Annotated in this window: 12 protein-coding genes; 5 read left to right on the top strand and 7 right to left on the bottom strand. The window is 47.1% G+C overall.

All coding sequences use genetic code 11. The annotated features are described in order from the left end of the window. Positions 1 to 48: 48 nt before the first annotated feature. From J5069_RS19635 to J5069_RS19620, 4 genes are all read left to right on the top strand, one after another. Positions 49 to 957 carry a LysR family transcriptional regulator gene (locus tag J5069_RS19635; protein WP_264645445.1) on the top strand — a complete coding sequence of 303 codons (909 nt, stop codon included), beginning with the start codon at positions 49 to 51 and terminating at the stop codon, positions 955 to 957. Positions 958 to 1,073: 116 nt separating this feature from the next. Next, entirely contained in the window at positions 1,074 to 1,937 is an 864-nt protein-coding gene (locus tag J5069_RS19630) for a YicC/YloC family endoribonuclease (RefSeq protein WP_264645444.1), read from the top strand. A 225-nt stretch (positions 1,938 to 2,162) separates the two neighbouring features. Beyond that, positions 2,163 to 2,384, top strand: a complete 222-nt coding sequence (locus J5069_RS19625; protein WP_264645443.1) for a type II toxin-antitoxin system Phd/YefM family antitoxin — start codon at positions 2,163 to 2,165, stop codon at positions 2,382 to 2,384. Further along, complete coding sequence (locus J5069_RS19620) at positions 2,381 to 2,773, top strand: type II toxin-antitoxin system death-on-curing family toxin (protein ID WP_264645442.1); 393 nt, start codon at positions 2,381 to 2,383, stop codon at positions 2,771 to 2,773. Before J5069_RS19625 ends, J5069_RS19620 begins: the two co-directional genes overlap by 4 nt. Before the next feature lie 44 nt (positions 2,774 to 2,817). On the opposite strand, the gene J5069_RS19615 is transcribed toward J5069_RS19620, so the two are convergent. The 4 genes from J5069_RS19615 to J5069_RS19600 all read right to left on the bottom strand — a co-directional run bounded on the left by J5069_RS19615 (position 2,818) and on the right by J5069_RS19600 (position 7,424). After that, positions 2,818 to 5,448 (bottom strand): inverse autotransporter beta domain-containing protein, encoded by a 2,631-nt coding sequence (locus J5069_RS19615; protein WP_264645441.1) that lies wholly within the window; start codon positions 5,446 to 5,448, stop codon positions 2,818 to 2,820. A gap of 312 nt (positions 5,449 to 5,760) precedes the next feature. Further along, entirely contained in the window at positions 5,761 to 6,393 is a 633-nt protein-coding gene (locus J5069_RS19610) for a helix-turn-helix domain-containing protein (protein WP_264627758.1), read from the bottom strand. Between the two features lie 70 nt (positions 6,394 to 6,463). Further along, a complete protein-coding gene (locus J5069_RS19605; RefSeq protein ID WP_264627757.1) occupies positions 6,464 to 6,841 on the bottom strand; it encodes a hypothetical protein in 378 nt (125 codons plus the stop codon). Positions 6,842 to 6,854: 13 nt separating this feature from the next. After that, the gene (locus J5069_RS19600) at positions 6,855 to 7,424 is read right to left on the bottom strand and encodes a helix-turn-helix domain-containing protein (RefSeq protein ID WP_264645440.1); all 570 of its coding nucleotides are present in this window, start codon (positions 7,422 to 7,424) and stop codon (positions 6,855 to 6,857) included. A gap of 1,254 nt (positions 7,425 to 8,678) precedes the next feature. On the opposite strand from J5069_RS19600, the gene J5069_RS19595 reads away from it, so the two are divergent. Beyond that, positions 8,679 to 9,842: a phosphoadenosine phosphosulfate reductase family protein gene (locus tag J5069_RS19595; protein WP_264645439.1), complete on the top strand. Its 1,164-nt coding sequence runs from the start codon at positions 8,679 to 8,681 to the stop codon at positions 9,840 to 9,842. Between the two features lie 45 nt (positions 9,843 to 9,887). Here the strand turns inward: J5069_RS19595 and J5069_RS19590 are convergent, their stop codons facing one another. The 3 genes from J5069_RS19590 to J5069_RS19580 all read right to left on the bottom strand — a co-directional run bounded on the left by J5069_RS19590 (position 9,888) and on the right by J5069_RS19580 (position 11,820). After that, the gene (locus J5069_RS19590; protein WP_264645438.1) at positions 9,888 to 10,229 is read right to left on the bottom strand and encodes a GlpM family protein; all 342 of its coding nucleotides are present in this window, start codon (positions 10,227 to 10,229) and stop codon (positions 9,888 to 9,890) included. 148 nt (positions 10,230 to 10,377) lie between these two features. After that, positions 10,378 to 10,917 (bottom strand): copper-binding periplasmic metallochaperone CueP, encoded by a 540-nt coding sequence (gene cueP / locus J5069_RS19585; protein WP_264645437.1) that lies wholly within the window; start codon positions 10,915 to 10,917, stop codon positions 10,378 to 10,380. A gap of 87 nt (positions 10,918 to 11,004) precedes the next feature. Further along, positions 11,005 to 11,820, bottom strand: coding sequence for a sugar phosphate isomerase/epimerase family protein (locus J5069_RS19580; RefSeq protein WP_264645436.1), 816 nt, complete (start codon positions 11,818 to 11,820; stop codon positions 11,005 to 11,007). Positions 11,821 to 11,824 lie beyond the last annotated feature (4 nt).

Below are 11,824 nucleotides of genomic sequence, written 5' to 3'. Positions count from 1 at the left end.
ATTTGCTCAAGGTGAAATCATGACCTAACCAACACGGAGCACCTGTCCATGCGCTTACGCCACATCGAAATCTTTCAGGCGATTCTTCAGGCTGGCACCATCAGCGGTGCTGCCCGCTTGCTGAACGTTTCGCAGCCGAACGTCAGCCGGGTGCTCAACCACGCTGAGCAGCAACTGGGATTTGCCCTGTTTGAACGCGGTGCGCAAGGCATGATGGCGACCCGAGAAGGGCGGCGTCTGATCCCTGAAGTACAGGAGCTTTACATCCATCTGCAAGCCATTGGTTCACTGACGGAACAGATGAGAAGAAATCGGGTGCAAACGGTGCGGCTGGGAGCGGCCCACGCGTTTAGCCAAATGGTGGTTGCACCCACCATGGTGGAGTTTCACAAGCAGGAAGCGCGTGTCAACGTCGAGCTGGTGACCGAGCACTTTTCCACCCTGTGCCAAAACATCTTGCAAGACCAACTCGATTTTGCGCTGGTCTTTGGTCAGCAAGTGCCTGCCGCACTACTGGCTGAGCCGCTGTTTCAAGCCTATATGGTGGCGGTGTTGCCCAAAGACAGCCCGCAGAACGGGCCGGTATCACTGGAGTGGCTCTGTTCCAATAACCTGATGATGATGCAGCAGCAAGATCCGTTAGGCCAGGTGCTGCACCGGGCGTTGCGCGCCAAAGGGCTGACGCCGATGTCATCGGTGTATATCAAGACCTATTCGGTGATTGCCGACATGGTGCTGGCGGGCGGCGGCGCGGGTATCGTCGATCTGTTTACCGCGCATCGCTATGCCGATATGTTGAAAATCGTACCGATCGCACAGCCGCTGCCGTTCGAGGTAACGCTGATCAGCCGCCGCGACAATCCGCAATCACGCGCCGCATTGCAACTGAAGCAACTGATGAAAAACAAATGCTGGGAGATTGCCCGACAAAATGAAGGCCTGTTTCACGCGGCATAATGCGGTAGCGCTCTGAAATCCTGCTCTGCGCCGACCGCTCAACTGATTTTATCCTACCCTGCAAAACCACGGGCGCGTTATACTCGCCCCATCACTTGCTAAACAGGTAAATCCCGATGATCCGCAGTATGACCGCCTACGCCCGCCGTGACATCAAGGGCGGCTGGGGTAACGCCGCGTGGGAGCTTCGCTCCGTTAACCAGCGTTATCTTGAAACATACATCCGTTTACCGGAACAGTTCCGCAGTCTGGAGCCGGTGATTCGTGAGCGTATTCGCGCCCGTCTGACGCGCGGGAAAATCGAATGCAACCTGCGTTTTGAACTCGACCCGAGTGCGCAAGGCAGCTTGATCCTGAATGAAAAACTGGCAAAACAGCTGGTTGAAGCCGCCAACTGGGTCAAAATGCAAAGCGATGAAGGGGAAATCAATCCCGTTGATATTTTGCGTTGGCCGGGCGTGATGTCCGCACAAGATCAAGATCTGGATGCGATCAGCAAAGAGTTGATAGCCGCCCTGGAAGAGGCACTGGATGACTTTATCACCGCGCGGGAAACCGAAGGTGCTGCACTCAAACAGCTTATCGAACAACGCCTTGCTGGCGTGAGCACTGAAGTGGTGAAAGTGCGTGCGCACATGCCGACCATTCTGCAATGGCAGCGCGAACGCCTGCTCAATAAGCTGGAAGAAGCGCAGGTTCAGTTGGAGAACAACCGGCTGGAGCAAGAGTTGGTGCTGTTGGCACAACGCGTTGACGTTGCCGAAGAACTGGACCGGCTTGAAGCGCACGTTAAAGAGACCTACAACATCCTGAAAAAACCGGAAGCCGTTGGCCGCCGTCTGGACTTCATGATGCAAGAATTCAACCGCGAATCAAATACCCTGGCCTCCAAATCCATCAACGCCGACGTCACTGCCAGCGCCATTGAATTGAAGGTGCTGATTGAACAGATGCGGGAGCAAATCCAGAATATCGAGTAACGTTTCACGCGATCTTCATAGCGTCTCACCATCGCTAAAAAAAGCCATTGTAAATAATGGCTTTTTTTCATCCCTTTAATTGCTTCCAAATATCCGTGCCCGGACAACGGGAAGGGATCAACATCGACGCCCAAGTCTAACTATATAATTAATAGTGTATTTTCTATAATTGAATCAAAACAGCGCTGAGCGTACAATCCAAATGTACATTTCAGGAGACACATCATGCGTACTTACACCTCAACGCAGGCGCGGGCCAAGATTTCAGAGGTATTGGATGCGGCCACGCATGGCGAACCGGTTGAAATCACCCGCCGAGACGGTAGCGCAGCAGTGGTCATCAGCAAGGCTGAATTTGAGGCATATCAAAACGCCAAGCTGGATACGGAGTTTGATGTGATGATGCAACGTCATGGTCACACGGTAGAAGCGCTGACAAACCGATGATGTGGGTCAGCGCTCAGGACGTTATCGCCTTCCATAACCGCATATTGCAACGGCTTCCCGGCGTTGCTGGCATGTCCGATCCCGGCAGGGCTGAAGCACTCATCTATCGGGTGCAAAACAGAACGCATTATGAAGGCGTTACCGATGTTTTTGAGCTCGCCGCCACCTACTGGGTCGCTATCGCTCGTGGGCACATTTTTAATGATGGTAATAAGCGCACTGCGTTTTTTGTCACCATGACCTTCCTCTACCGCAACGGCATCAGGATTCGGGATACCGACAATACGCTGGAAAACTTAACGGTAGAGGCAGCCACTGGCGAGAAGGCCGTAGATCAATTAGCACAGCATTTGCGGGACTTAGTGGAGAATGTTATCCCTGCTCGTTAAGAATCTTCATTTGTAATGGCAAGCTGACAGCCCTGGACAGGCAACTACCTAACCACTTGCAACGTCACATGCAGCAGATATTCCACCTCAAAATCTCCCGGGCCGCTTCTCGCAGAGAAATGGACATCACCGACGTAGCGCCCTGGCGGCAAGGTAGCATTATCGTCTGCCGAGAACACCAGCTCGGCATCCATACCGTTCCCGGCCTTGGCGCAACCAATGGCATCATTTAGCGGCCTGAGCTTACAGCCAGAGTGGCGATACCCTCTAAATTTCACCGTATAGCGATTTTCATCCGCTTGATTGGTCAGTGTCGCCACTAAGGCCTGATCGCTGCGTGATGACCAGACCAATTGCTGCGGACCAAGGGTCGGTGCTTTTGCGACAAACCCTAAGGATGAATAGCCTTTGACCGGTACCGAGCGATACCTGACACCTTCGCTGGCGATGTCCCATGAATCTTCAATAAATCCCATCGTTTTGACGCTGGCATCACTCACGCTGGAGTGGTTAATGGCGGCGGTAACCGACACCTTACCTTTATCGACACTTTTTAAGCTGACGCTGGCGATTCCCTGGGCAGATGTGGGTGTCTTGCTCGCTGACAAGTGACCAAATGAATGACGCCACTGCACCATGGCATTGGGAACAGGGTTGCCATGCGCATCGGTAATCAAGGCGGTAAACTGAACATAATCAATGCCATCACCAGTCAGTAAGGATTTATCCGCAGACAGAGACTCTACCTTGGCAGTCGTCATATCGGCGTTAAGCGCAAACGTTGCCGATAGTGATGCCATCGCCACACCATCAAACTGTGGTGTGACTGAATACACGCCCGCTTTTTTCCCCCTGACCGTTGCAACATAACGACCAGTCGCTCCGCTTTCATGGATTGCACTGAGCGTCACTTCACTGGCGGCGGGTTCCTCCCCCTGCTGGTTTCGCAACCGGAATGAAAGATGGCCTGCCATGCTGCTTAGGGGCCTATCGTTACTGTCTTTTATCGTCAGGACAATGTTGATGCTGGCCGCATTGTTTGCCACGGCTGAAGCAGGCATAACCGAAAACGTGCTGCGGGCGGTATCCGAGGCCGTACGCATCATGGCCATTGCGGGAGCATGAACGCGTACCCAGGATTTCCCCTGATTAGAACGATGACCCTGTGTATCTACGGCAACGGCGCAAACGCGGTAGCAGTTCTGGGGTTGACCGCCGTCCTTATAGTTAGGTAACACCACCGCATAATTTTGGTATCCACGCGGCAAGATTTTTCCTCCCGCAGCGATCAACGCCGGTGCAGACCACTCCAGGCGAGCGAGCTTATGGGTAGCGCTCACTTCTACATTAAGCGGCTTTTGCTCTCCGGAATACCCATCTATAGCCCGGATCATACTCAAAAAGAGACGTTGCACCTTGCGATACTCAAGCACCAGATGATTTTTGCGCGTAACAAGATCGTAACGCTGTCCCTGTAAACGGCGAGTCGAACCAACCGCTTCAGGATCAAGCTGCCGCTCCCAAGGCTGACTAAGCTGATAGTGAAATTGCAGGCTAAAGCGTGTATCACTGCTTCCTGCTTTCCCACTGCGCCGCTCTGCGCTCAACGTCATCAGTGGGAAGGGGGTATAGTTTACACCTGCACCAATGGCATGAGGATTATGCTGGCGATCGTCCTTACCAAACAGTACCACCTGCTCGCCATAAAACTGCTCATACAATAGTTTCACACCAAGTTGGGGCCAATCAGGTAAATAGGCTTCCGTGCGAATATCCCACCCATTCGCTGGACGCTCTCGCTCATTGTCATAGGGCGCTTTCCAGCTGCTAAGGCGTAGATAACTATTCACACCCAGTTTCAGGAAATCACGCCAATATTCTATGCCAATCCCCGCACGCACATGATGATGGGAAAAATCGTAGTCGAGAAAACCGTTGCCCCCCACCACAACATCCTGAGTGACGTGACGCATACCTACACCCAGATTTGCCTGCACGCGTTTATCGATATGATGAATACTGCCCTGCGTGAAAAGAAGATTGTCCTGCCTGTCCCGTAAAGGAAGCAGTAAATCAACCTGAGATTTTTTAAGCAAAGAGGCATTATTTGCATCGAGTTGTACACGAGCAGTACCAAAACGACTCAGCCAATGCTGAAACCCACTGCCTGCCTGATCAATAGCAAAGCGATGCAGCTCGGCAATAGCGGTATCGCGCCTTGGATCGTCAGCAAGAAAGGGGCCGACCCGAAGGGCTAATTGAGCAATCTTATGCGAACGTTCATTATCTGGAATTAGCAGGGAAGGCTCAGCACGTTGAAAATTTGTGCTGCTCGATACCAAAGGCATCACTGGGACAATCAGTTCCTCACCGGGTTGAAGATCATCGAATTTATGTAAGAAAGTCCGTGATTCATTTAATTTTCGCAGTATATCCATGCTGACATGCAGGCTTTTTGCTACGGACTGCGGTGATTCACCCATTTTCAACGAATATAGCGTAGTAGGTAGCGAAGCAAGGTGTTCGGAATCAGTGAGAATTTGATGAGTAGATAGTACAGATGAAGAGAAGAGTGAGCCGCTCAGAGCCAGCATGCACAAGAAAAAAAACTGTGAGAAAATGGGATTTACTCGCGAAATCCGCAATAAATAAGAAAAGAAATCATGCATAAACATGTACTTCACCTGTAATCCTGAACATAACGAATACAGGAAACGACGGACGCATAAAAAGAGACACAGCATCTTCACATCAGGAAACTATTGTTACCATCGTGTTTTACGCCCGTAATCCTTTAATGATTACGCACACCAAGAATAGAACAAATTCAGCGACTATTCTTTCAAAAAATGACCCAAAACACCGATGAGATAAAAGCAAAAAATGAAAAGATAAAAAACCTCAAAACATTGATTAAAAACATATTATTTAATATATCTAACCACGTGAGATAGCGGTTATAGACAAAAATAGGTTTAGCCTTTTATTCAAAACTTTTCTGGCAAATCGGAAACAGAGATAAGCTTCCCCTCTTTGGTTTCAATATACCCCCCTTTTTTCAACTCGGACAAAATTCTCATGACATGACTACGGGACAAACCTGTGAGCTTGATAATAATTGAGGCTATGCCAAATTGCATTCTAAAACCCAGTGGTTTATCAATATAATGCAATAATATACTTCTTATCACCTGATAACTATCAGACTTCCCGGATATCAAGTCTCTGCGATATAATTCATTCAGGTTAGCGATCATAACGTAGATAAGACATTCTTCCAGGTGATTCTCTTTTATTATTTTCAGTAGCGTATCAACATCGCCGTGATAAATAACTGTTTCAGGGCCTCCGGTAAAATAAACGGGAAAATAGGCATCATATAAATAATTAACACCAAAGAAAACAGGGGCGTGTAGATGACCAAGAAGAATATCTTCATTTTTTCTATACACAGAGAGAAATCCAGATGACACATAGAAAAACGACATTAAATCCTGCTTGCCCTTGGCATTTTTTACCCTCACCATATGAGGCAACAAATATTTTTTCAATATATTAGTCTTGCTGCTTAATTTTTCTTCAAACAATGGGCAGCGTTTGTCTTCATAATTATATAACATTCTTGATTCTTACCTTATCAGAAAAACCGGTCTTCAATTTGAAGAATTGAATAACATAAAAATGGCAACATCATATTTTATTGGCATAGATACCAATATTGAGCAACTCCAATATTTTTACAAAAATGGCGGTGTCAATGTTTTTTTCAATTACCAAATGTGGACATAGCCTATTGATGTAAAAATTACTTTTATTTTTACTTTCAATTAAGAAAACAATCTTCGTATTTTCTGAAACAGAACGAACTGAAGCTAAAAAATCCTCCGAAATAATCCAAACTCTCTGTGAAGGATCAATGATGAGGATATCGATACTCTGCCGCTTAAGAAGATCGATAACATCTCGTTGTGTTGCAGCAATATAAATAGGTTCAAAGGTATCAAGCAGCGTCTTGGCACCAAGAACAAAGAAAGAATCCAAATCATAGAAAACAATATTACTCGGCATAGTGAAACTCTGATTAAGGTATAATACAGTCTCGAAGTTTTCTCACACCCAATTTTGCGAAGAATCGGCGTTTATATGTCATGATTGTTTTTTCTTTAATTTTCAATTGCTTTGATATATCTCTTACGCTTACACCGCCAGTCATCATAGACAATATGGTATTTTCTCTTGGGCTAAGGACTTTCTTCACATTCAACTTTTTGTCAGGTACGACTTTCGAATCAATGAGCCGATAGCCCGCACAAAACAGATCGATAATGGTTTCATAGAGATGCAAAGGGCTTTTCCTATCGACAACAGAAAGGTCTTTACTAATACTAAGATCTACACACCCTTCGGTGAAAAGCAGGACTCTCACACCCAACGAATAACATTTAATTTTGAAGAGTTCTCTTTTCCTTTCACAATCCAATATATCATCCGTCACGATGACAAGAGATGGAGCATCACTAACAAGCTGGGTGAAAAATTGGCGATAATTTTTTACATGTACGCATTGAATGTTTTTTTTCAGCAGTATTTCAGATACTGTATTACAGAAAAAAGAATCTTGACCAAAGAGTAAAACGTTATTGATTACCATAAATCCTCCGCTACGTATCAATCGCGAGAATTAACTTTCTCGCTAGCCGCACAGGCGTAACGTTGATCATTCTAAAGTTGCCTAATCGAAAAAAGGTCAACCAAGCCGATATCATAAAAAGATGCGAATGAACACGCGCAGCTTCAGTTCGCATCCAGCCATAGCGGAAAGGATTCGAATATTCTTCTTCTCTGCACAAGAACACCAATCTACGGAGTGACCTAAAACAAGTGTAGCTCAAGTATCAAGATAGTGAAGCCAGACACTTTCACTAAGGGTTATTATAAACATGATCCTATAGTGCACCGCGTTTACGTGACCTATCTCCCTTAAACGAACATTGAATTACATATAATTATGATGCTTATCACTCTGTTATAAACTAATTTACAGCAAGAGCTTTCGCAAAAACGCCATCATTCTTCCTAACCTCTCGGAGCTCCAGCCTGAGCCCTTACAGGAAAACTTTCACCTTGCAACCTGCAACACAACGGCGTTTCGAAATGAGAGCAACGTTAATGCGACCCTTTCCTGACACTCAAGAAGCAAACAAGATCCTTGGCAGCATGCCAAATACCACCAAAGTATTACCCCCATACCACAGTAGAATGAAATATGAGTTCAGATAATTCTTGATTTTAATGCCTGCTCATACCAGTCCAGACATTCGAAGTTTTCGCTTATATCCTGATAAATACCAGCCAATGCCAAAGAATACAGATCTTCCACATTCAATAAAATCAAAACCAAATGGATTTTACCCGTCTGATTCTACTGGGTCACTGTCTCATTTAAGACACAAAAACAAATAAGATATCTCATACTTGACGATAAAAACGATCATTGAAAACACAAAAATCGACCACGCACGCACTTAACGCCCAGACTGACAATTACAACGATTATTAAACAGTAAATAAATAAACTATTAATGGCAGCTAAACCCATGACTATTTCCTTAAAAATATTTGCAATAAATTGAGCGAAAAATGACAAAAAATGACGAAAAAAAGTTTATATTAACGACCATAAAAAATACAAACAGAGGGATAACCCATTTATTATACTTTAACAAAATGATACACATCAAACAGTTAGCATCAAAGAGATAGGATGTCTCTCTTTGCCAACATGTCATTATTAACAAACATGATAACGAGATTCATTTCTCGCATCAGCCATAAAAAATATAAACCCGTCACAGAACGCTATTAGTCGGCAATACAGAAAAAACTTTACCGCCAGGGCAATGAGATGAAAGAGACACATTCCATATCCAACGTTTTTGATGCGGCGTTATTACGCCTTGATATCGTTTTCAGTGATTATGAAAAAGTGTGTATCTCCTTATCTGGAGGAAAAAGTTCAACCGTATTATTACACCTCGCCGCTACTGTTGCTAAAGCTCACGGTAAAAAACTCACCGTGTTGTTTATTGATCAGGAAGCACAACATACGCAAACTATTTCTCATATACAACGTTTGAAACAGCTATACCGCGAGGTAATTGAAAATTTTTATTGGATTGCGTTGCCGCTCACAACAGAAAATAACCAATCCGATCATTCACACACCTGGATATCTTGGGAAGACAACGTTGAATGGTGGAGAATTCCTCCAGCAGGCACCATTACGGATCAGCATGTCTTTCCGTTTTACCATTATGCGATGACAGAGGGCAATTTTACCTCTGCGTTTCTGAATTGGCTCTCCTCAGGGAAAACGCTCGCCTTCGTCATGGGAACGCTGTCCAGTGACGCCGCCAATAACGATAGTCAACTGACACAAAAAAGCTATGATGTAGAACGCAATGAACTCCGCACTAAATCAGAGACAAGCAGCCAGATTCATACGCTATATCCTCTTTTTGATTGGCAATCGCAAGACGTATGGTTATTTAACAGCCTATCAAAAGCGCCTTACAACCCCTTGTATGACCTGATGTATCGCTCAGGCGCACCGCGCAGCGGTATGAAAATACAAGAACCTTTCGAACAACAAACCACAGAAATTTCTCAGTGTAAGACAATTCCCGCGCAACAGGCCGCGTTTAATCGCACGGGCCCGTGTGATAATGCCCGCAAACCCAGCGAGGGGACATGGCAAAACCATGCCACATTTCTCTTGAACTCAATGCCGCAGAAAATGGCAGATCAATTCCGCGCCAACATAGATCAGTACCTCAGTTGGCATCGTTCGCGCGGTTTTCTGACGTGTATACCGGATGAAGAGGCGTGTGCTACCGAGGAACACGATATCGTGTCATGGGAAAAGATATGCACCATGATTCTGAGTAATGATTATCGCAGCCTGGCCCTGACAGCTTCACCCTCGCCTTCAGAGGACGCGACGCTTTGCTGTAGCAGAAAAAAATCTCGCAGAAGGCGCAGTAACAGTAATGAAGCCATCTTTCTGTGATATTCGCGCTCATCTTTAAGGAACCCAATCGCTGCCGGGGATGCGCTACTGGTGATAGAAGTGCGCCCAGACTTTGATCAATACAAACGCAGAGGCGCTCCAACAGGCTACTGCGGATAGCAATGCCAGCGGCAGCTTCATGGATGCGGTAAAATAGTAGAGCGATATCAGGTAAATCAGATAGGGAATGACTGACCAGATGCCAAACAGGATGGTGGCTCGTAGCGCTTCAGTACCGCGCTCTGTTCCCACAATGTAATGGGCAATTAAGGCAAAGGTCGGAAACAGCGGGATCAGCCCCGCAATATAATAGTGTCTGGTCTTAGCCAAAATACCAATCAGCACAACAATGACAGCGCCAAGAATGGCTTTGATTAACAGAGACATTGCAGATTTACCGTGCGGTGACAAGACAATCAGGTGTAACAGAAAAGGAAGGAAAAATACAGGAGCAACCGCTGTGTCGCCAAGGCCGATACGGCATGGTGATAACCACCCCAGCCTACACGCCGAGGTGGAATAATCGTCGGTGTATTTAGACGCTCTTCAGTCGTAGCGTAGTCATGCAGGTTTGGCTGTCATCATAAGTGGCAAAAGGTGCCTGAGCGACACGTCCCTGATAGGTTACCTCAATGGTTCCTTCGGTATTGCGCGGCAACCAGACACCCACAAAACCATTCTGGTAGCTCGTCACGTTCTTATGCACAATGACAGCGCCCTGCTTGTCAGTAATTTTGACGTTGAATGCCGTGTTGGCCAGTTCCCCCTGGCAGCCCGACAAGCTGTGATTAAAGCAGGGGTGCGTTTGCTGGACATAGGGCGCAAACGACAAATAAAACTTGTCGCCCAGCGGATAAACATACTTCTGCTCCCCTTGGGTCAGCATCAATTGGGTCGCATTGATCGATGCAGAATAGGGCAGCGGTCGCACTTGTGCTGATTGGTCAATGGTGTTGACCATCTGTTCAACCGTTTTGCCCGCTAGCCCCTGCTGTGCCAAAAATGATGTAGCATCGGCCTGCACGGCACCGCTCAAGGACAACGTCAGCAATATCGCCATGGTACGCGTATTCATCGTAAGACTCCGTCAGTTGACATTATTAATACCGATGCTAAACCATACCCCTGCTTAAAGACCAGACTATCTGTACGCTTATGTGCGTTACAACTGACGAAAACGCTGGATAAATGGCCCGGACTCATCAATCACCGCCTGAGCTGATGGTCGGCACAGACACTCGAGCGAGATGGCACCTTGATAATCAAACTGCCGCAACTGACGGTAGATAGCATCAAACGGCAGGTGCCCATAGCCAGGGAAAGCGCGGTTAGAATCAGCAAAATGCACATGTCGCAAGCGCGGCCCCATCGATGCAATGGCCTGCGCAAAGTCACGGTCTTCGATATTGCCATGAAACACATCCCACAAAATGCCAACCTGCGGCGGTGAGCCAATAAGATCAAGAAACTGCACCATATCTTCTGCACTGTTCAGATGCTCAGCCTCATAGCGATTCAGCGCTTCAACGATCAGGGTCACGCCGCGTGCGTGCGCATAGTCCAGGCAAGGAGCGAGCCCCTGCGCCAAAAGCTGGCAATAACGTGTTGCGTTCAATGGCGTATCCGCCACACGCAACGAGCCAATCGTGACATAAGATCCCAGCACCGCTGCCGCATCGATATGCTCAAAAAGGCGCTGACGCGTGCGGCGCAAGATTTCCGAGTCTTGTGACAGCAGCGATAGCCCTTCTCGCTTACGCGCCTGCCCGCTGGCAATGGTGGTGCAGCCCAATCCGTGCGAGGCTAACGCATCGGCTATCCGTGCAATATCGATCCCCTGATAATCCGATATGCACAGCTCCGCCGCATCAAATCCACTCGCTTTCAGCCACGCCAAGCCTTTGTTGAGATCGGCCGCGCTGAACGGGGAAAAGGGCGCGTCGTACTGGCAGGTCAGTGTTGCACTAAAGGTAATCATTATC

The organism is Candidatus Symbiopectobacterium sp. NZEC127 (genome assembly GCF_025962675.1).
Taxonomy (GTDB): Bacteria; Pseudomonadota; Gammaproteobacteria; order Enterobacterales; family Enterobacteriaceae; genus Symbiopectobacterium.
Note: the sequence above shows the minus strand (reverse complement) of the source record. Positions and strands in the feature narration are given on the sequence as shown.

What these genes read in the sequence shown, in the direction of transcription:
- J5069_RS19635 (WP_264645445.1), top strand. Translation starts at nt 49, where the DNA reads ATGCGCTTACGCCACATCGAAATCTTTCAGGCGATTCTTCAGGCTGGC.
- J5069_RS19630 (WP_264645444.1), top strand. Translation starts at nt 1,074, where the DNA reads ATGATCCGCAGTATGACCGCCTACGCCCGCCGTGACATCAAGGGCGGC.
- J5069_RS19625 (WP_264645443.1), top strand. Translation starts at nt 2,163, where the DNA reads ATGCGTACTTACACCTCAACGCAGGCGCGGGCCAAGATTTCAGAGGTA.
- J5069_RS19620 (WP_264645442.1), top strand. Translation starts at nt 2,381, where the DNA reads ATGATGTGGGTCAGCGCTCAGGACGTTATCGCCTTCCATAACCGCATA.
- J5069_RS19615 (WP_264645441.1), bottom strand. Translation starts at nt 5,448, where the DNA reads ATGTTTATGCATGATTTCTTTTCTTATTTATTGCGGATTTCGCGAGTA.
- J5069_RS19610 (WP_264627758.1), bottom strand. Translation starts at nt 6,393, where the DNA reads ATGTTATATAATTATGAAGACAAACGCTGCCCATTGTTTGAAGAAAAA.
- J5069_RS19605 (WP_264627757.1), bottom strand. Translation starts at nt 6,841, where the DNA reads ATGCCGAGTAATATTGTTTTCTATGATTTGGATTCTTTCTTTGTTCTT.
- J5069_RS19600 (WP_264645440.1), bottom strand. Translation starts at nt 7,424, where the DNA reads ATGGTAATCAATAACGTTTTACTCTTTGGTCAAGATTCTTTTTTCTGT.
- J5069_RS19595 (WP_264645439.1), top strand. Translation starts at nt 8,679, where the DNA reads ATGAAAGAGACACATTCCATATCCAACGTTTTTGATGCGGCGTTATTA.
- J5069_RS19590 (WP_264645438.1), bottom strand. Translation starts at nt 10,229, where the DNA reads ATGTCTCTGTTAATCAAAGCCATTCTTGGCGCTGTCATTGTTGTGCTG.
- cueP (WP_264645437.1), bottom strand. Translation starts at nt 10,917, where the DNA reads ATGAATACGCGTACCATGGCGATATTGCTGACGTTGTCCTTGAGCGGT.
- J5069_RS19580 (WP_264645436.1), bottom strand. Translation starts at nt 11,820, where the DNA reads ATGATTACCTTTAGTGCAACACTGACCTGCCAGTACGACGCGCCCTTT.